The sequence below is a fragment of the Pontibacter actiniarum genome, from assembly GCF_003585765.1.
GTDB classification, from domain to species: domain Bacteria; phylum Bacteroidota; class Bacteroidia; order Cytophagales; family Hymenobacteraceae; genus Pontibacter; species Pontibacter actiniarum.
The window spans coordinates 3817047-3836652 of sequence record NZ_CP021235.1 but is presented as its reverse complement, the minus strand read 5'-3'; the positions used below and the strand labels follow the sequence as shown (position 1 = coordinate 3836652).

Here is a 19606-nt window from a genome sequence, read left to right as displayed (position 1 = left end):
TCCTTATAACGCCATTACAACAGAAATGATTACAGAAGGGTGCCTTTGTGCTGCAGATCGGCCCGGGAAGGGCTAAGAATACGCCTTTCGGGCACGCCCCATGAACTGGAAAGACCGCTATCGCCGGGAGTTTGCAGCTTCAGGGAAAGGTTGAACGGTGTGGTGCGTCTTGGCTGAACCTGCTGGCTGTTAGCCTGACCGGCCGGCAAGGGCAGGGCAAAGGCCATTTGCTGCCATGTTAAGTGCAAAAGGGCAACGCGCTACCATGCGCCCTGCCCTTTTGCACTTAAAGCCATACTTGTTGTAAGCTGGGTTACCAGTTGCTGCTGGCGCCGCCACCACCGAAGGAGCCGCCGCCAAAGCCGCCGAAGCCACCGCCCCCTCCGCCGCCGCCGAACATGCCGCCGCCCGAACGGAAGGTGCCAAAGCCACCGGGTATGATCACAGGGCCGCCAAAGGTGCGGGCGTAGCGCCTGCCTCCCCGGCCACCGCCGCCTCCGCCTATTTTGGAAAGGAGGACCACCACCACGATCACCACGATGATGATGAAGAGCAGCGATGGGCTGGAACCCTCGCCCCGGCTTTGCTGCGAAGGGTCTGCCTGGTAAGCCCCGCTGGCCAGCTCGATGACCATAGTGGTTGCCTGGTCGAGGCCCTGGTAGAACTGCCCCTGGGAGAAGGCAGGCTTTAAGGTGCGCTCGGTAATGCGTTTGGCAATGGCGTCGGGTATGTATTCCTCTAATCCGTAGCCTGTCTGTATCGTTACACTCCGCTCCTCCTTGGCCACCAGTATCACCAGCCCGTTATCATACTTGCCGGCGCCAACGCCCCAGCGCTCGCCCAGTTCGGCGGCATACTGGTTAGGGTCGTAGCCGCCGATAGAAGTGAGCAGCGCAACGGCAATCTGGGTGGAGGTGGTGTCGGCGTAATTCTCCAGCTTTTGCTCCAGCGCCTGCTCTTCCTGCGGGGTGAGCATGTCGGCGTAATCGTTGACAAGGCGGTTTGGCTTGGCGGGGAAATCGCCGTTCTGCGCAAAGGCAGCCAGGCTCAGGAAACAAAAGTATAAACTAAGGAATAGGTGCTTCATAATGTTTTAGTCTCCGAACGAGATGTCGTCGCTCAGTTCGTTGATGTCGCCGTGGCGATCGTACGGGAAGTGGGCCTGTAGCTGTTCGCCGGCCATGCGTACGCCCCGCGCCAGCCCTTCGGCATATTTCTTCTGCTTAAAGTTTTTGATAACCTCCGCGGTGATATCCTCCCAGAAATGGTCTGGCACAGAGGTGTTGATGCCGGCATCGCCCAGCACGGCAAACTGGTGGTCTTCGAGGGCTACGTAAAAAAGCACCCCGTTGCGCTCTGCCGTCTGGTGCATGTGCAGCTCGGCGAATACCTCGGTGGCACGGTCCAGTACATCACCCTCACAATTGCTCTCGATGTGCACCCGGATCTCGCCGGAGGTTTTCATCTCCGCCTCTTTTATCGCCTCAATTATCTTCTGCTCGTCAGCTGCTGTGATCGTGTCTTTAGGCATAAACTAAATGGTTAAACTGTTGGATTGCATAACGCAGTTACTACGGAACGGGAGCCCCAGGTTACGCGATGTAAGCCTTCAAACAATTAAGGTTAGAACTCTACTGTAGGGGCGGTCTGCGCTCCGGCATCAGCCTCAAAGTAACCTTTCTTCTCAAAGTCGAACATGCCGGCCACCAGGTTGCGCGGGAAGGAGCGGATGTAGGAGTTGTAGTCCTGTACCGCCTCGTTAAACTTGCGCCGCTCCACGGAAATGCGGTTTTCGGTACCCTCCAGCTGTGCCTGTAGCTCGAGGAAGTTCTGGTTGGCTTTCAGCTCCGGGTATCGCTCCACAGAAACGAGCAGCCTGCTCAGGGCACCGCTCAGCTCTCCCTGGGCCTGCTGAAAGCGCTCTATGTTTTCCGGCGTCAGGTTATCCGGGCTGATGTTGACGCTGGTTGCTTTGGCACGGGCTTCTATAACGTCTGTCAGGGTTTCACGTTCAAAGTTGGCAGCGCCTTTTACGGTGTTCACCAGGTTTGGCACCAGGTCTGCACGGCGCTGGTAGGCGTTCTGCACGTTGGCCCATTGGGCCTCCACCTGCTCATCTTTGGTAACCATGGTGTTGTAGCCGCAGGACGACTGCGAGGCCAGAATTACGAAGCCTATCAGGTAGAAAAACAGTTTTTTCATAAGTGGGTGTTGGTATGGTTTAGTATACGTTGTAATTGGCCTTATCAGGCGATATCTGTACGAAGATAGGAAAGCTGTGTTAAGCTCCGCAGGAAAATAGTAAAAACTTGATGCTTGGGGGCTTAACGGGGCTGCTGCTGCAACAGGTGCTCCAGGGCAAGAGGCCGGCCGGGCATGGCCTGCGGTGGGCGGTGTGCAGGGGCAACGTCAGAAAAATATGACAGAATGTGGAAAGACAACCGGTTGCCGCTCTTTAAGTTATAGTTAAAAATTGATATATTGCAGGAAATGTATAGTGTATGAAAGCAATTATACCTGTAGCAGGCGTTGGTTCAAAGCTCCGGCCACACACGCACACGCAGCCTAAATCGCTGGTGCCGCTGGCCGACAATACTATACTGGGCCATATTATTGAGAAGCTGCTTACCGCCGGTATTCAGGACTTTGTGTTTATCATTGGGTACCTGGGCGAGAAGGTGGAGCGCTATGTGCGGCAAAAGTACCCGCAAGTAAATGCTGTGTTTGTGGTGCAGGAGCCGCGCGAGGGCCTGGGGCACGCCCTTTGGGTTGCCCGCCACACGTATGAGCAGGAAGATAGCCTGTTGATTATGCTCGGCGATGCCATTGTGGATGTAGACCTGCAGCCTATTATTGAAGCGCCCTACTCTGTGCTGGGCGTGAAGAAGGTCGCCAAGCCGTCGCTGTTCGGGGTTACCGAGATGGGCAACGATGAGTTTGTGACCAAAGTGGTGGAGAAGCCCAAGATCCCGAAATCGAACTTTGCACTGGTGGGGCTCTACAAAATCGTGCACCCACAGCGGCTCATCGCCTCTCTTGGGCACATTATCCAGGAGGATATCCGCACGCAGGGCGAGTACCACCTGACGGACGCGCTGATGCACATGATCAAGAACGGGGAGAAAATGGTGCCCTGGAGCGTTGACCATTGGTTTGACTGCGGCCGCAAAGAGACTTTGCTGGAGGCGAACGCCACCTTGCTGGCCCGCCCCAAGTTCCGCGACCGCGACTATAGCCAGATGTGCCCCGGCTGTATCATCATCCCACCGGTCAGCATTGGGCAGGACTGCACCATTACCAACTCCATCATTGGCCCTAACGTGGCCATCGGCGACAACACCACTGTTACCAACTGCATCCTGAGCAACTCCATCATCGGTTCCTACTCAGAGCTGCGGTTTGCCGTGATGAACGACTCGATCATTGGCAGCGATGCCTCCTTCAAGGGCTTCAGCCACAGCCTGAACATCGGGGATAGTACGGAGATTAATTTTGGGCAGTAACTTTTAAAGACACAAGACGCAGGTAGCAAGACACAAGAATCATGTAATGTGATTGGGAGTAGGTGTTTATGGTGTTGGGGAGTTGCACTACGTATTAGTGTCTGCTATAAATAAACGCTTTAAATAATATCTGGAATTTATTATATTGCTTGTGCGCAATATAATAAGCTATGGAAACTGCCTTTCTTAACTACACCTTTTACCTCCTTCTTGTATTTCCGATCCTCCTGTTCGCTAAAAAGAAAAGCGCCAACTTCTGGCAGTATCTGCTTGTGTTTATCTTCTTCTTTATCCTGAACCAGGCGATGCTCGACCTGCCCCGTTACTACAAGGGGCTTCAGTTTATACATGGCAACTGGAACTGGTCCGGGAAAATATTTACTATAGCTGCTTCTGTGCTTTTCCTGGTGCTGTATAGAGGGTTAACTGCTAAGGACGTAGGACTGACGCTGCGACAGAAAGGCTCATTGAAACTGCCGCTTATACTTGTCTTTATTTTTATACTGGTACCTACTATACTTGGAGGGGTGCTAATATCGGCAGAGGAGCTAGACCTGGAGACGCTGGCCTTTCAGTTAACGATGCCTACCCTAGATGAAGAGCTTGCTTACCGGGGTATTATGCTGGCGCTACTCAACAAAGCGGTATGCCACAGCAAACTGTTCAGGGGAATTTCTGTTGCCAACCTGGTTACGTCGCTGCTCTTCGGTTTTGTGCATGCGCTTTCGTTAACAGCAGGTTTCTCCGTTTCCTTTGAGCCTTTATACTTTGCGCAAACCTTTCTTTTCGCGCTGGGGCTGGCGTATATTGTAGAGCAAACCGGAAGCCTGCTGCTGCCTGCGCTGGCGCATAGTTTAGGTAACTTCTTGCCAAACTTGGTGGCAATGCTAAAGTAGGCTGCTAGGCACAGGATAGCCCGCCCATGCCGCAAGTTTAGCGCCAGCGCAACGTGTGGCTACCATATCCAACCACCAGTTACCGCTTCGCTCAAACTGGCGGTATGTTAGGAGAATACCCTCCCTATACACATCAGGAAAAAAGTCTTGTGTCTAGCGTCTTGATACTTGTGTCTATTCTACAAAAACGTCAGCTCATTCAGTTGGTCCAGCATCCAGCCGGTGAGGCTGTAGCGGTGGCGGGTGGCTACCAGTACCTCGTGCGGAATGAGATCTGCACGGAAGCAGGCAAGGCGACCAGCGATGGGCAGGATGTCTATTTCTTCTTCGGTGCCATTGGCTTGAGGCAAGTATAAACGCAGGTTACCACCGTGCTCTGGCTTCCAGTCCTCATTTAGGTAGCAGATAAAGGACAGGCGGCGGTGGTCGTTTTCCTTGAACTGATCTATGTGGCGCTTGTATACCGTACCCGGAGGATAAACCGTGAAGTGAAATTCATAGTCCTTCAGGCCGAGGAAGCAGGTGCGGTTAATGTAGCGCATTACTTCGTCCATGCGGTCCAGGAAAACTTGTGTAGGAGGTAGCGCTTCCGATGGCTCAATCCAGCGGATAAAATCACCACGCACCTCTTTGTCTACCGTAAACTGGTCAGCGGAGCCGATACCGGCTTTCTTGAACGTGCCTTGCTCCTGGTGGTGCGAGAGTACATCCAGCAGGTTGTGAACCTCCTCTGCCTCCAGAAAGTTATCCACGATGGCGTACCCCTTCTCCGATAGCCTGTCGGCTATCTGCTCAAACTTTTGCAGTAACTTCTCGTCTTCCAGTTCGTCAAACATAAACAATGTCAGGCTTAGTATATGCTTTATACTTTACAACGAGTGTTTTGGCTACGCCTGCGGTAAAAGCGCGCAAAAGTAAACAGGAAAAGAACAGCTTGTACAGCTATGGCAGCAAGAAATTTTCGAGCCGGAACTGATTGAAGTATAAGTACAAAGAACGCCGATACAGTAGTACAGGGGCGGTTATGTGTTGTAATTTGTTTAACTTGTATCCATCACCTTGTAACATAACCTTAAACAAACGTATAGGCTAAGCCATTATGAAAAGGACAACTGTATTTCTGCTGGCCGGCAGCCTCACGGCTGTGTCGGCTTGCAAATCATCTCAAACTGATACAACTGCCACAGGCATGACGACAGAAAACACCACAAGTGCGACTGCACAGAACACAACCGATACAGAATTAGATTACCCGGACACCAAGAAAGTAGACCAGGTGGACGATTACTTCGGCACCAAAGTAGCCGATCCGTACCGCTGGCAGGAAACGCATGACACGCAACTGGATGAGTGGATTGAGGAGCAAAACGAAGTAACAAAGGAGTACCTCAGCGATATCGACTTCAGAGACAACATCAAGAAACGCCTGACGGAAATTTGGAACTACCCGAAGTATGGCGCTCCGTTTAAAGAGGGTGGCAAGTACTACTTCTTTAAAAACGATGGTCTGCAGAACCAGAGCGTGCTGTACGTGCAGGAGAGCCTGGAGGCAGAGCCAAAGGTGTTCTTCGACCCGAACAAGTTGAGCGAAGACGGCACAGTGGCTCTTACCGCGCTTTCTTTCTCTAAGGACGGAAAGTACCTGGCCTACGGCACCTCCAGCGGTGGCTCTGACTGGAACACCTACCACATAATGGAAACAGCAACTGGCAAGAAGCTAGACGACCAGCTGGACTGGGTGAAGTTCTCTAGCCCGAGCTGGAGCGGAAATGGCTTCTTCTACAGCCGCTACGATGCCCCAACGGAGGGTAATAAACTGGCTAACAAGAACGAGTACCACAAAGTATACTACCACAAAATAGGAACGCCACAGAGCCAGGACCAACTGGTGTATGAAGACAAGAAAAACGCACTACGCAACTTTTACGGTCAGACGACTGAGGACGAGCGCTTCCTGATTCTAAATGTATCAGAAGGAGCAAGCGGAGCCAACGCTTTATCTTACAAAGACCTCAAAGACCCTAAATCAGCCATTAAGCCGATTGTAGAGAACTTCGAGAGCCAGTATAGTGTGGTGGATAACGTGGGTGATAAACTGCTGGTGATGACGAACAAGAACGCGCCACGCTACCGCCTGGTGCTCATCGATCCGAAGAAGCCACAAGAGCAGAACTGGAAAACTGTTATCCCAGAATCACAGAATGTGCTGGAAGGTGTGTCTACTGTAGGCGGCAAACTGATAGCTACTTACATGAAAGACGCAGCCAGCCAGGTAGTAGTGTATGACATGAACGGCAAGCAACTGACCACAGTGGAGCTGCCAACGCTAGGTACTGTAAGTGGCTTTAATGGCGACAAGGATGACAAAGAAGTATTCTTCACTTTCACGTCCTTCACTTACCCGCCAACCATCTACCGTTATGATGTGGTGAACAACAAAGTAACGCAGTTCCGCAAAACTGAGGTAAACGTAAATACCGTTGCTTTTGAAACGAAGCAGGTGTTCTATACTTCTAAGGACGGTACCAAAGTGCCGATGTTCATTGTGCACAAAAAAGGCCTGAAGCTGGATGGCCAGAACCCGACTTACCTGTACGCTTACGGTGGCTTTAACATCTCTATGACGCCTAGCTTTAGCATTGCTAACATGCTGTGGCTGGAGAACGGTGGCGTGTATGCGATGCCAAACCTGCGCGGTGGTGGCGAGTATGGCGAAGATTGGCACAAAGCCGGCATGACGCCAAACAAGCAAAACGTGTTCGACGATTTTATTGCCGCAGCCGAGTACCTCATCGACCAGAAGTATACTTCTTCAGAGAAACTAGCCGTAGCTGGTGGTTCTAACGGTGGTTTGCTGATAGGTGCCTTCATGACGCAGCGCCCTGAATTGGCTAAAGTTGCCCTGCCTGCTGTAGGTGTAATGGACATGCTGCGCTTCCACAAGTTCACCATCGGTTGGGCTTGGGTGCCGGAGTATGGCTCATCAGACAACGAGGCACAGTTCAAGAACCTGTATACTTTCTCGCCGCTGCACAACATCAAAGAAGGCGTGAAATATCCGGCTACACTGGTAAAAACAGCTGACCACGACGACCGTGTGGTGCCGGCTCACTCGTTCAAGTTTATTTCTGAGCTGCAGGACAAAGGTGCGCCGGGCAATCCATACCTGATTCGTGTGGATGTACGTGCAGGTCACGGTGCCGGTAAGCCAACCTCGCTGGTTATTCAGGAGTATGCTGATACTTATGCGTTCATCTACAAGAACATGGGCGTGAACCCGTACGCGCAGAACCAATAACACAAGTATAAATCTGCCTTTATACTTTAGCCGCGTTGCCTGTTTCAGGTGGCGCGGCTTTTTTGCTGCAGTCCGGTGGGCAGGTGCGTTCACTTGACTGTCGGTTTATCGGCAAAATGATTCCCGATCGTGCACTTCTACTATAGTACTTGTTGTATATTTAGGCTGCACAACAAATCACGAAGTATAAACCCATTGCATGAAACCAGAGAGACATAGCGAAACAGGGCCAGACGAGCTTTACCTGGATGTAAGGATGCTGAACAACCTGCACGAAGTCGCCAAATGGGGCAAAGTGCTGGCGATACTGGGCTTTGTACTATCGGCTTTTACGCTTTTGTTCGGGATGTTCATGCAGGGGTTTGCCAAAGCACCCGCCCTGGAAGAAAGTGCTGCCAATGTTGGCTTGTCGGGATTTACGGTTGTTGTGTACGCTTTTGTGGCGCTGGTGTATTTCTTCCCGTCACTGTACCTCTTCAGCTTCTCTTCGCGCATGCAGCAAGGGGTGCAGGAGCGTAACAGGCAGCAAGTGCAGCGGGCCATTACAAAGCTGAAGATCCTGTTCAAGTTCCTGGCCATTATGATGGGGCTGTTCCTGTTGCTGTTCGGAGCGTCTTTGGTAATGCTCGTGACGGGTGTGTCAGAGCTGCAGGTGTAACAACAAAGGAGAGCTTTAAATCAACTAAAAGCAGTTCCTGCTTCTGATGCAAGTATTTGCTTAGCAAAGATTTGGTGATGCTGTGTGCTTAGAGTAAGAGCTACACACCTACGCTAGTTGATAGGAGAAAGCACAACTACCTAAAGTAAACATATGAAAACAGACAAAACACAAAAAGATGAGGTAGAGCAGGAACTCGTACTGAATGCGGCTTCGCGCTCTTTGCTAAAATCAGTATCAACATGGAGTAAAGTTCTGGCCGTGGTGGGATTCTTGGTGGTGTGTGGCAGGCTTTTCTTCACGCTTAAGCAGGGTGTGTGGAGCCCTGATGATGCTAGAGGTGCTGCCTGGGCAGCCGGCCGCTTTGCCCTTGATGCAGTGTACTTCTGCATAGCAGTATGCCTGCTTCTCTTCTCTACCAGAATAGATAAAGCGTTCCACCAAAACAGCCAATTGTTACTAACAAGTGCTTTAAGCAGTCTGAAGTTGCTTTTCAAAGTAGCAGGTATACTTGCCGTAGTAATCACAGTATCTTTTATACTATGGCAGCTGTTTGTGGAAAGCAGTTTTTAAAGAAATCAAATTCATATGAGTTCAGGAAGCACACCCAGTACGGTGTGCTTTGTTTTTATAAAGTGCCAAAGTAGATTCTTACGTAACTTAGCAGCCAGACAAGTATAAACGCTATGAAATCAACGGGAGGAGCAAGTGAGTTTACTGTACGCTCTAACGAGATAGATTACCGGGGGCAGGCTACCATGCCGGCGCTGGTGAGTTATATGCAGGAGGCAGCCTGGAGCAACACCCAGGAATTAGGCATGTCCATGTATGATTTGCTGGAGCGGGGGCTAACCTGGGTGCTGCAGCGCATGCGGATAGAAATGTTCCGTTACCCCACGCACAACGAGGCAATAACAGTAGAAACCTGGGCCTCGGGTCGGGAGCGCGTGTTCATGTACCGCGATTTCAGAATTTATACTTCGGATCGGGAGCTACTGGGGCAGGCAACAAGCGTTTGGCTGGTGATGGATGTGGTGAAGCGCCAACTGGTGTCGGTGCCGGATTTTATTTCGGCGATGGAGGTCGTGCCGGGGCGGGAGCCGCTGCCTTTTGCCAAAGGCAAGCTGCCGCAGCTGCAGGAGCCGCAACAGGAGCAGCAAATGCCCGTGCGCTGGCACGACATAGACCTAAACCGCCATGTCACCAACACCCGCTACCTGCAATGGGCCCTGGATACCCTGCCGCTGGAGCTGCTGGAGCAAAAGCAACTGCAGAAGCTGGACATCATCTTTAAAGCAGAAAGTATACTGGGTGATACGGTAAGCTCAGCTGTTGCCCCAGGTAATGAAAACGAGAATTTATACTTGCACAGGCTTACCAGCCAGGAGAGCGGCAAAGAACTGGTGCAGGCCATCACAGAGTGGAGAACGCTGGAGAATCAACAAGTATAAAAAGTATAGGAGAAGCTAACAGATAAATCACAAACAATGGTAGAAGTAAGAAGAGGAACCATAGACGACCTGCCGCAGGTGCATGCGCTGATAAAAGAGCTAGCCGAGTTCGAAAAGGCACCGCAGGAAGTGACCACCACCGTACTGGAACTGGAGCGCGACGGCTTTGGCGAAAACCCGATTTACAAGTTCTTTGTGGCCGAAGGCGAGAACGGTATTGTAGGCATCGCTTTGTACTATACCGCCTATTCCACGTGGAAAGGCCGCACCTTATACTTAGAAGACCTGGTGGTAACAGAGTTTATGCGCCGCACCGGCATCGGTAGAAAGCTATTTAACGCCGTTGCGCAGGAGGCGAAAGATACCGGAGCCAAGCGCTTCAGATGGCAGGTGCTGGACTGGAACGAGCCTGCCATAGCCTTCTATAAGAAAATAGGAGCAGACATTAGCAGCGAGTGGTACACCTGCACCATGACGGAGGAGCAGATACAGCAGTACGCAGGTTAGCCCTGGCAAATAAAAGCCGCCTCCGGAGCAGTAAAGGTTTGCTCCGGAGGCGGCTTCTGTAATTTTAAAACCTACTCCTGGTCTTTACGCTCCACATTCACCCCTACCACTTCCAGCATCGTTCTGAACGATGCGTACCGGCCGGCGTAGCGGTCGTTGAGTTTCTGCTGTAAGGCCGGCATGTGGTCACGCTGGTACTCCAGCAGGTCCTCCACGTTGCGGCAGGTGTACTGCACGGCATACGTGGTGCCTCCTGTGTCCTCATCCTCCATTACACGGCAAATCTGGTTCGCCAGGAAATAACCTGTACCCATTACCTCTGGTATGTGTACCTTCTTCATCCACTGCAGCCACTCTTCGGCCACAGTATTATCTATACTTACTGTTATGTTGTACAATATCATACCCAAATTTACGAAAATATGCGCGAAGGTGGCTAAAAGTATAAAAGCAGTAACGGCCTGTGCTACCTTGGCACAGGCCGTTACTGCTTTTAGGAGGGCAGGCCGTTTTTATTTACAGCTCCAGCGGCCCACCATGCCGTCGTACCGGCCGTCTGATGGGTTTGGCTGGTAGGCCAGCACCAGCGGCTTTTCGTTTGCCTGTGGCATCAGCTGTAGCTGCCCCTGGCTTAGCTGCAGGTAAATCACGCCTTCTTTATCGACTACGGCACGCAGCGTGTGGGCTTTGTTATTTACCAGGTAGCTGCTGTTGCTATTCAGGCCGGTGGCCGTCAGTTCTGTAATCTTATAGATCTTGTGCTGGGAGAGTGCTCCTGATTTTGCCAGCATGGCTTTGCTCTCGCTTTCGAGTTTGCCACCAAGCCAGAGGTCTTCGCCCAGGCAGTTGGAGGTTTTGGCAATCAGGTCGAAATAAACCTCGTCGGATGTGTTCTCTATGGCAGCCACTGTAACGGCAGGCACTTCTTTAGGTGCCACCACGGCAGCCGTAGCCTCCTGTTGCTCGCCTAGCTTGGGCTCTACGCGGGTAGAGCAGGAGGCCAGCAGAGATAAAGGCAGGAGTAAGAAAACAAGTCGGTTTAAATCGGAAATAGCAGAAGTAAAAATTTTAGTCATAGGCATTTTATATTATAAATAGGGTTTTAACTATATATAGTTATACTTTATATATGATAAAATGTTGTGTTTTATTTTAATTATTTGATACACAGTGCGCTGGCAGCATTGTAGGGGCTTTCTTTTTTGTTGATGCTGTTGTAACAACGGCAATGTGGGGGCTAGCCCTGTGCTGTACGGGCAGCAGCGGTAGCGCCTTTCAGGCACAAAACAGCGAGGCCTCTCCTCTCTATGTATAGCTGCCGGTGCCGGAACCTGCCGCTGTTAGGCTGCTGGCGCGGGACGGCTGAGGCTACACTTTCCACGTGTAACGCCACGGCTCCCGGGCCACCTGCCCTGGTACTTTGCTGTGGTGTACAGGCATGTGCTGCTGTGCCTAAGCGTAGGTTGCCGTTGCAGGCAGTTGATTTTGTGCTAGCTTAGGGGCTGGAACGATTTTATAACCCTACCCAAACAATGGCAGAGCTGAGAAAGAAACTACAGGTAAAGCAAGGCGACAGCCTGGTACTGCTGAACGCTCCGGAAGCAGTGGCGCAGGTACTGGCGCAGGAGGGCTGCGCTTTCAGGGCCGACGAAGAAGCGCCAGGTGCAGGGGCTTGCCACACCGTGCTGCTGTTTGTGCAGCATGCAGCGCAGCTCAACGAGCTTGGCCCGCAGGCGGTGGCGCTGCTTCAGCCCAAAGGAATGCTGTGGATCGCCTACCCCAAGCAATCCTCCGGTGTTACAACAGACCTCAGCCGCGACAAAGGCTGGCAAAGTATAAAGGCGCTGGGTTTTGAGGTAGTGCGGCAGGTGGCGGTGGACGAGGTGTGGTCGGCGCTGCGGTTCCGGCACCAGTCGGAGCGCCCGCAAAGTTCCGCCTTCGGAGTGGATAAGCCAGGCATCGACCGCAGGACAAAAGCAGTGGCCATACCCGGTGACCTGGAGGAGGCCCTGGTGCAGGAAGGCATGCTGGGTGCTTTTGAGCGTATGGCTTTCACGCACCGGAAAGAGTATGTGGTGGCGGTGCTGGAGGCAAAGAAGCCGGAGACGAGGGCCCGCCGTATAGCCAAAGCCGTGGAGGGGGCAAAAAATCAGGCTCAGGGAAAAGGATAAGCTCCATCAGGCGCATAAAAAAAGAGGTGCAGCTACGGCCGCACCTCTTTTTTGTATTGTTAAAGTAGCTCCTTACTGTGCAATAACAACAGGGAAAAGAGCCTGGATATCTGTTTCGCCAACGCTTACACCGGAAGTGGCAGTTTTAATGCCGGGCTGGTGCATCAAAGTAACCCTAAGGTTGTTGTTGGTGCCCGTTGTCGGCTCACCGGTTGTAATGGTCGCTTCTAAGCCAATAGGAAAGTTATTCGCATCCATATCAGTTCGCTGAACGGAAAGTAGCGACTCCGGGGTTGGTTCAAAAATAACCGCATGGTCGGTACCTTCTGCTTCGATTTCGTTAGTGATATCACCGTTATTGTCTGCAAAAGTAACCGTTGCGTTATAGATAACATTCGGCTTTAAATTCAAAGTGGTAACTACCGGGGCGTTCCCTCCGGGCCCGTCAGGGTCAGAGTATGTCGCCTCTGCTCTGTCTACCCCTTTAATGGTAGAGCTCGGCTCCAGCACAATGGTCATGCTGGTAATTACCTCACCCTCTTCAATCGGATCCGGATCATCGTTATCATCGCCACAGGCTGCTGTGAACAAGAGTGAGCCTAATAAAAACGCTGTGAGATAAGGTCTAAATAGTTTTTTCATGATATAGGTATTTGACAATGTACAACAATACGAAGTTTATTTAAAAATGATACTAAATAATGGGTTACGATTTGGTAAAATCGAGCGGCACCCGGATACGGAACATCAGCATGCGCCCAGGCTCATCAGCATAGTAGCGTAGCTTGTTCAGATACTCCCGGTACACGGTGTTGAGTAAGTTCTTGCCGGTAATGCCCACCTCAATGGTTTGCTTCCCTAGCTGCAGGGTTGTTCCGGCTTCGGCATTAACCAAAAAGTACGCGCCTGGCGCCGGGGCAAAATCCTGCTCCAGCCCACCCGGTATACGTTCCTGCTCTGCTACATATACACCTCCAACAGAAATATAGGTGTCGTAGAAGCTGTTGCCACCGCCAAGCTGCCCAAACTCATAGCTCAGGCTGTTGTCGAAGCGGTTGGCAGGCATGTAGATCAGGTCATCGTCGGTATCCAGGTTACGGGCGTAGAGTAGCGAAGTCTTGGACTCCAGCTTCAACTTAGGGGTGAAAGTATAGTCCAGGCTGAGGTCTGCTCCCGTAAGGGTGGCGTTTGCCTGGGTGTACTTAAAGGCCGGAAAGGCCCCGCGAATCGTGAGCACCGGCTCCGGCTGCGGCGCCAGGTACACAAAGTTATGGATGTAGTTGTGGTACAGGCTCAGCTTGCCGTTTAAGCGGGCGTTATTGTAGTAATCCGCCGACAGCTCAAAATTATAAGCCTGCTCCGACTCCAGCGTCGGGTCGCCTACCTCAAAGGTGGCGGCGCTGTGATGCACACCATTGCTGAAGAGTTCGTTGGCCCCCGGCGCGCGCCAGGCCGAAGTGGCGCTCAACCCAAAGGTAAGGTGGTAGCCGACATCATACATGGCCCCCAGCGTGCCGGACACATTGTTAAAGTCAAACTCCGGCTTTTGCAGGTCCCGGTTATTCTCCAGCCTTTTCACCAGCAGGTGCTTGTAGTCGTAGCGCAGGCCTGCCTCCAGTTGCAGCTTGCCTTTTTGCCAGCGCTCAATGGCGAAGGCGCCAAAGGTGGTGCCTGTAAAGTATGGCAGAAAATCGCTGTACTGGTACGTGTTGTGCTGGTAGATGGTGTTGAGGCCTACAGAGCCGGAGAAGCGGCCCAGCGGCTTGTGCTGAAACACAACCTCGGTTGTGTGGGTGTTAAGAGTGAGCTGCAGCGAGGGCAGGGAGCTGCTGCGGCGGCGCACATCGTACTCCTCGCGCACGTTGCGCTGCCAGCCGTACACAAACTCCAGCTTGCCCGCTTCGCCCAGCTCCCAATAGCCTTTTGCTTTCAGCAGGTTGTGCTGTACATCCTGGTAAGGCCGTCCGATGTCGTAGGTGAATGCTGCGTTGTCGGCATTGCTGGGCCTGCCGCGCTCAATAGCGTAGAGCAGGTCCGTTACGTTGCCAATATGCGACTCCTTCAGGATGCCGAGCTTTGTGTTGAACTGGCTGAAGAACAGCTCCACCCCGTACTTTTCCTTTCGGTAACCCAGCGCAGCAGAGAAGTTCTGCTCCTCCAGCCCGGTGTTCTCCAGGTAGTAATCCGGTGTTCTGGCGTTGCCGGCCTTGCGCAGCGTGCCCTGCAGGCGCCAGCTTAGCGGCGGCACCTTCTCAAAATTGCCCTCCAGCATGGCCGAGGTAGCCAGTTGGCGGTTGTTGGTGCTGCCCAGCAGGTGCAGGTCGCCGCTGATGCCGGGTACGCTTCGCAGCGGCTTCGGCTCCACAATCACCACACCTCCTATAGCATCGGCGCCATAGCGCACGCCGGCCGCCCCTTTGATCACACGCATCTCGGAAGCCACAAATGGGTCTATCTCGGGCGCATGCTCCGAGCCCCACTGTTGCCCCTCCTGCCGCACACCGTTGTTGAGCAGCAGCACGCGGTTGCTGTGCAGGCCGTGGATGACAGGCTTGGAGATAGTTGGGCCGGTTTGCAGCGTAGTGACGCCGGCAATGCCTTTCAGCGTCTCGGCCAGGGCCAGCCCGCGGGTTTGCTCCAGCTCGCGCCCCTCCAGCGTTTGCTGCGACTGCGCCTGCTCTTTAAGGTGAGCGCCGGTAACCTCTACCGTGTGCAGTGTCTGGGCATCGGAGTGCAGCGCTAGGTTTTTAGACGTAGAGCCGGATAGTTTCACGGGAAACTCCTCTCTGTCGTAGCCCACGTAGGTTACCCGCAGGGTATAGGCACCCTGGCAAAGCTGGTGAAAATGATAGTTGCCGTAGGCGTCTGACACGGTGGCCCTGTCCAGTTCAGGAATGTACACGGTAGCCCCCACCAACGCCTCGCGCGTGTCGTGGTCCAGTACTTTGCCTGAAACGGTGAGGCCGCAGTCCTGAACGGCATCTGCCGGTGCCGGAAGCGATTGTGCCTGCAGTTGCGGCGCCTGTGTGCTTAACAGCACCAGTGCCAAAAGGATATTCTTCCGGAGTTGTTTGGTTAATAACACTTCTTCTGGTTTTCAGCAATGGTTTAGCAGTGGCTATACTAATGCAATAGCCACGAGGCCCTGTGGAGGCAGCCGCTGTGCCAGGGGCAAGCGCGAGCCGAGGGCTTATTACAAAAAAGGTGTGCCGCTGCCATTGCCGCACTTCAACCAAGCGCAGCAAACGGGGGCGGGCGTGCTAAAAACTAGGCCGCAGGAGGGCCGCGAAGGAAGTATAGCGTAGGGGTGCTGCCGTGCCAGCCGTAGGTATAGGCGGCAGCATATACAGCCGTGTGGGTGATGGGTTTAAAATCGATGGAAAGCGCTGTGCCCTGGTAGGGGGTGCTGAACACATCCTCCACCTGGCAGTGCTTGTGCTTCATGCCCACCTGGGCCTTGTGCGGGTCCGTGTGCTCCGTATGGACGGTGTGGGTGTGGGCGTGCAGCTCCTGAATCAGGGCGTCCGGTACCATCGCTCTGCAAAACAGCAGCAGCAGGACCAGGGCGATATGTTGGATAAAGCGGTGCACCTTCAGAACACGAACATAAACAAATATATGTTAAATTCCACAATGTTGCATTTAGCTGCCGCTTCTTTTTCTGTCGCAAGCGGAAGTATTTTCAGTTTCTGTCTGACAAGCTGTCACAACTGCCGCCTCTGGAACAGGATTTGAAAGTGTGCCTGGTACAGCATTTCTGTAACAGATCAATCTAACATATATAAAGTATAGACAATGGAAGAAAGAGGTAATATCTCCATCCACACCGAGAATATTTTCCCGATTATCAAGAAGTTCCTGTACTCCGACCACGAGATCTTCCTGCGCGAGTTGGTAAGTAACGCCGTGGACGCCACGCAGAAAATGAAGCGTTTGTCTTCTATTGGCGAGTTTACCGGTGACCTTGGCGAGCTGAAGGTAAAAGTAGCGGTAGATAAAGACGCTAAAACCATCACCATCTCCGACAACGGTATCGGTATGACGGCCGAGGAGATTAAAAAGTACATCAACCAGATCGCTTTTTCGGGTGCCACGGAGTTTGTGGAGCGCTTTAAAGACTCCGGCGACAAAGACCAGATCATCGGTCAGTTCGGTTTGGGCTTCTACTCTGCTTTTATGGTGGCATCACGTGTTGATATCATCACCAAGTCTTACAAAGAGGGAGCAGAGCCTGCCCGCTGGACTTGCGACGGTAGCACAGAGTTTGAGATTACAGATGCGCAGAAAGCGGAGCACGGTACAGATGTCGTGCTACATGTTGCAGAAGACTCAGAGGAGTTCCTGGAGCCGGTACGCATCCGTACTATACTTGATAAGTACTGCAAGTTCCTGCCGGTGGCGGTAGAGTTTGAGGGCGAGGTGATCAACAACCCGAACCCGATCTGGACAAAGCAGCCAGCCGACCTGAAAGAAGAAGACTATAAGGAGTTTTACAAAGAGCTGTACCCGATGGCGGAGCCGCCGCTGTTCTGGATTCACCTGAACGTAGACTATCCGTTTAACCTGACAGGTATCCTGTACTTCCCTAAGCTCAAGAACGATTTCGAAGTACAGCGCAATAAGATTCAGCTGTACTCTCGCCAGGTGTTTATTACCGATGAGGTAAAAGACGTGGTGCCGGAGTTCCTGATGCTGCTGCACGGTGTAATCGATTCGCCGGACATTCCGCTGAACGTGAGCCGCTCCTTCCTGCAGGCCGACTCCAGCGTGAAGAAGATCAACACCTACATCACCAAAAAAGTAGCCGACAAGCTGAGCGAGATCTTCAGAAAAGACCGCGAAACCTTTGAGAAGAACTGGGACGATATCAGCGTGTTTGTGAAGTACGGCATGCTGAGCGACGACAAGTTCTACGAAAAAGCAAAGGACTTCGTGCTGCTGCAAAGCACCGAGGGCAAGTACTACACAATAGAAGAGTACAAAGCGCTGGTGCAGGCCAACCAAACGAACAAAAACGAGCAGCTGGTGCTGCTGTATACATCGGATGCCGAGAAGCAGCACGCCTTTGTGGAGGCGGCACAGAACCGCGGCTACGATGTGCTGAAGCTGGATTCTGTAATCGACAGCCACTTTATCGGCCTGCTGGAGCAAAAGCTGGAGAAAACTACCCTCAAGCGCGTTGACTCCGAAACCATCGACAAGCTGGTGGAGAAGGATGAGGTGAAGGAAAGTGTACTGTCCGATACCGAGAAAGAAGACCTGAAAGGCGTGTACGAGCAGGCGATTGACAACAAGAACATGACGGTAGAGGTAGCGCCGATGTCGCCGGACGACGCGCCGGTGGTAATCACACTGCCGGAGTTTATGCGCCGCATGAAGGACATGAACCGTGCAGGCGGTGGCGGTATGATGTTTATGGGCGATATGCCAGACATGTACAACGTGACCGTTAACGCGAACCACCCGCTGAACCAGCGCGTGCTCAAGGCAGAGGAGAAGGCCAAGCTGGCGCGCCAGGCTTTCGACCTTGCCCTGCTGTCGCAGAACATGCTATCCGGTGCCGCTCTGACCAGCTTCGTGAAGCGCAGCTTCGACCTGATGACGCAGGAGTAAAAGAGACACAGGACGCAGGTAGCAGGACACAGGACTTTTCTTGATGCGTGTGCATGTGTGAAAGCACGAGCTGCAAGCTCGCGCTAGCGCAGGTAGAAGTCATGGCTTCGTGGTTGCTGACCTCAGGCAAAGCTTTTCCTGTTTTTCCGGTGCCGCAGGCATTGCGGCCGAAGGGTGGCAAAGGAAAAGCCCCAGCGCCGAGCGGGAAAACGAGCTCTCGCGAGCTTGGAGCGCTCCAAGGCCTGAGGTGGAACGTTAGGCATGGGGGAGCTGCAGGATAGGCGGCAGCTAGACCAGGTAGCTCGTTTCCAGTTGCAAGATCAGAAGCTACGCCAGCCGGGAATAAAACATCATTTAAAATATACCAACAGTTTTACTAAGGCAGTGCCCGATTGGGTGCTGCCTTTTTTGCTTTACTCCCCTGCCAGTATAAAATGAAACTTACCAGTGGTGCCTGTAGTTATAAGGGGCAAAACGGCGTATTGGCCTTATACTTATATTGTGCATCTTTACGTTGAAAATTTGTAAATGCTGCTTGTCCGGCATTCATCCAATCATTCAAAACTCAGTTATTCAACCTTGGAAAAGTCGGTTTATACGTTGGTGGTAGGTGTTTTTCTGTTGGCGCTTGGCGGCTGCGGCCAGCCTAAGTGGAACAGCGACTATAACCTGGATATGGCGCGCCTGAAGGAAAGCAGCAAAACCGATGCACTGGCCTCGGCCGATACCACCCAGCCTACCGTGGAGGTGAAGAACCCGCTGGAGGAGGAGATGGAGAAGAAAGAGCGCAAGCGCCGGCAAAAGCGCAGCAAGCGCTATTTTCTGGGGCACAAGGTAAAGCGCGCCTATACCAAGAGCGGTGGCCGCTACAAAGAGACCATCGAGACTTTCAGCTACCTGCCGGAGCACGTGGAGCCGAACGAATACGCCCCCTTCAAGTATTACTACGACACTAAAAAAGGCAAGCTTGCCCGCTCTGGCTCTAACGTGGAAGATGTTGACCGCTACAAGGTGCTGCATGGCCCTTACGAGAAAACCATTAACGGGGAGGTGGTAGAGGAAGGCTATTTTTACGTTGGCACCAAGCACCTGCGCTGGGAGAAGTACCGCAACAACGAAGACCATACCCTGGTGGACAAAGAGCACTACGAGAAGGGCTTTCTGCGCGATGCGGTGGTGACCTACTACGGCGATACCAAGAAGATAAAGGAAGTGATCCCGTATGAGTACGGAGAAGTGCAGGGCACCTACTACCGCTTCTATGAGAACGGGCAGCTGGAGTGGAGCGGGCAGTACCAGAAAGGCCGCAAAATAGGCGTCTGGATCAACTACTACGACTTCCGGAACCGCCGCCACTACGAATACCAGTACCCCGAAACAGTTTACGACAAGCCGCATGAGCCGTTCCTGATCAGGGAATACGACCGTCACGCCACGCCTATCTACGAGCGGGGCAAGTTCGATAAGCGCTCCCAGGCCAGCAACAAATAGGACTCTAGGCCTCGGCTA

General features: G+C 52.6%; 20 protein-coding genes. 10 read left to right on the top strand and 10 right to left on the bottom strand.

The window, feature by feature from the left end; all coding sequences use genetic code 11:
* Positions 1-29 precede the first annotated feature (29 nt).
* The 4 genes from CA264_RS16555 to CA264_RS16540 form a co-directional block, all read right to left on the bottom strand.
* Entirely contained in the window at positions 30-227 is a 198-nt protein-coding gene (locus tag CA264_RS16555; protein WP_025608506.1) for a hypothetical protein, read from the bottom strand.
* An 86-nt stretch (positions 228-313) separates the two neighbouring features.
* On the bottom strand, positions 314-1087 hold the full coding sequence (locus CA264_RS16550; RefSeq protein WP_025608505.1) for a TPM domain-containing protein: 774 nt from the start codon (positions 1085-1087) through the stop codon (positions 314-316).
* 6 nt (positions 1088-1093) lie between these two features.
* On the bottom strand, positions 1094-1531 hold the full coding sequence (locus CA264_RS16545; RefSeq protein ID WP_025608504.1) for a TPM domain-containing protein: 438 nt from the start codon (positions 1529-1531) through the stop codon (positions 1094-1096).
* 92 nt (positions 1532-1623) lie between these two features.
* Positions 1624-2202: a LemA family protein gene (locus CA264_RS16540; RefSeq protein WP_025608503.1), complete on the bottom strand. Its 579-nt coding sequence runs from the start codon at positions 2200-2202 to the stop codon at positions 1624-1626.
* 299 nt (positions 2203-2501) lie between these two features.
* Between CA264_RS16540 and CA264_RS16535 the strand changes: the two genes are divergently transcribed.
* On the top strand, positions 2502-3503 hold the full coding sequence (locus tag CA264_RS16535) for a sugar phosphate nucleotidyltransferase (RefSeq protein WP_025608502.1): 1002 nt from the start codon (positions 2502-2504) through the stop codon (positions 3501-3503).
* 170 nt (positions 3504-3673) lie between these two features.
* Positions 3674-4399 carry a CPBP family intramembrane glutamic endopeptidase gene (locus CA264_RS16530; protein ID WP_025608501.1) on the top strand — a complete coding sequence of 242 codons (726 nt, stop codon included), beginning with the start codon at positions 3674-3676 and terminating at the stop codon, positions 4397-4399.
* Positions 4400-4578: 179 nt separating this feature from the next.
* On the opposite strand, the gene CA264_RS16525 is transcribed toward CA264_RS16530, so the two are convergent.
* Positions 4579-5235 carry a 2OG-Fe(II) oxygenase gene (locus CA264_RS16525; RefSeq protein ID WP_025608500.1) on the bottom strand — a complete coding sequence of 219 codons (657 nt, stop codon included), beginning with the start codon at positions 5233-5235 and terminating at the stop codon, positions 4579-4581.
* A gap of 263 nt (positions 5236-5498) precedes the next feature.
* Here CA264_RS16525 and CA264_RS16520 point away from each other — a divergent pair, with 263 nt between their 5' ends.
* The 5 genes from CA264_RS16520 to CA264_RS16500 all read left to right on the top strand — a co-directional run bounded on the left by CA264_RS16520 (position 5499) and on the right by CA264_RS16500 (position 10313).
* A complete protein-coding gene (locus CA264_RS16520; protein WP_025608499.1) occupies positions 5499-7697 on the top strand; it encodes a prolyl oligopeptidase family serine peptidase in 2199 nt (732 codons plus the stop codon).
* Between the two features lie 199 nt (positions 7698-7896).
* Entirely contained in the window at positions 7897-8355 is a 459-nt protein-coding gene (locus CA264_RS16515) for a hypothetical protein (RefSeq protein ID WP_157593719.1), read from the top strand.
* Positions 8356-8508: 153 nt separating this feature from the next.
* Positions 8509-8928, top strand: coding sequence for a hypothetical protein (locus CA264_RS16510; RefSeq protein ID WP_025608497.1), 420 nt, complete (start codon positions 8509-8511; stop codon positions 8926-8928).
* A 113-nt stretch (positions 8929-9041) separates the two neighbouring features.
* Positions 9042-9806, top strand: coding sequence for an acyl-[acyl-carrier-protein] thioesterase (locus CA264_RS16505; protein WP_025608496.1), 765 nt, complete (start codon positions 9042-9044; stop codon positions 9804-9806).
* 36 nt (positions 9807-9842) lie between these two features.
* Positions 9843-10313: a GNAT family N-acetyltransferase gene (locus CA264_RS16500; RefSeq protein WP_025608495.1), complete on the top strand. Its 471-nt coding sequence runs from the start codon at positions 9843-9845 to the stop codon at positions 10311-10313.
* Between the two features lie 71 nt (positions 10314-10384).
* Here the strand turns inward: CA264_RS16500 and CA264_RS16495 are convergent, their stop codons facing one another.
* The gene (locus CA264_RS16495; RefSeq protein WP_025608494.1) at positions 10385-10717 is read right to left on the bottom strand and encodes a DUF4286 family protein; all 333 of its coding nucleotides are present in this window, start codon (positions 10715-10717) and stop codon (positions 10385-10387) included.
* Positions 10718-10825: 108 nt separating this feature from the next.
* Complete coding sequence (locus CA264_RS16490) at positions 10826-11389, bottom strand: hypothetical protein (RefSeq protein ID WP_025608493.1); 564 nt, start codon at positions 11387-11389, stop codon at positions 10826-10828.
* A gap of 456 nt (positions 11390-11845) precedes the next feature.
* Between CA264_RS16490 and CA264_RS16485 the strand changes: the two genes are divergently transcribed.
* Positions 11846-12484 (top strand): YdeI/OmpD-associated family protein, encoded by a 639-nt coding sequence (locus CA264_RS16485; RefSeq protein ID WP_025608492.1) that lies wholly within the window; start codon positions 11846-11848, stop codon positions 12482-12484.
* 72 nt (positions 12485-12556) lie between these two features.
* Here the strand turns inward: CA264_RS16485 and CA264_RS16480 are convergent, their stop codons facing one another.
* From CA264_RS16480 to CA264_RS16470, 3 genes are all read right to left on the bottom strand, one after another.
* Positions 12557-13126 carry a hypothetical protein gene (locus tag CA264_RS16480; RefSeq protein ID WP_025608491.1) on the bottom strand — a complete coding sequence of 190 codons (570 nt, stop codon included), beginning with the start codon at positions 13124-13126 and terminating at the stop codon, positions 12557-12559.
* A gap of 64 nt (positions 13127-13190) precedes the next feature.
* On the bottom strand, positions 13191-15569 hold the full coding sequence (locus tag CA264_RS16475; RefSeq protein WP_084196271.1) for a TonB-dependent receptor: 2379 nt from the start codon (positions 15567-15569) through the stop codon (positions 13191-13193).
* Positions 15570-15751: 182 nt separating this feature from the next.
* Positions 15752-16018 carry a hypothetical protein gene (locus CA264_RS16470; protein ID WP_157593718.1) on the bottom strand — a complete coding sequence of 89 codons (267 nt, stop codon included), beginning with the start codon at positions 16016-16018 and terminating at the stop codon, positions 15752-15754.
* 261 nt (positions 16019-16279) lie between these two features.
* Here CA264_RS16470 and htpG point away from each other — a divergent pair, with 261 nt between their 5' ends.
* Together htpG and CA264_RS16455 are read left to right on the top strand one after the other, a co-directional pair.
* Complete coding sequence (gene htpG, locus CA264_RS16465) at positions 16280-18097, top strand: molecular chaperone HtpG (protein WP_025608488.1); 1818 nt, start codon at positions 16280-16282, stop codon at positions 18095-18097.
* 579 nt (positions 18098-18676) lie between these two features.
* A complete protein-coding gene (locus CA264_RS16455; protein ID WP_025608486.1) occupies positions 18677-19588 on the top strand; it encodes a toxin-antitoxin system YwqK family antitoxin in 912 nt (303 codons plus the stop codon).
* Positions 19589-19606 lie beyond the last annotated feature (18 nt).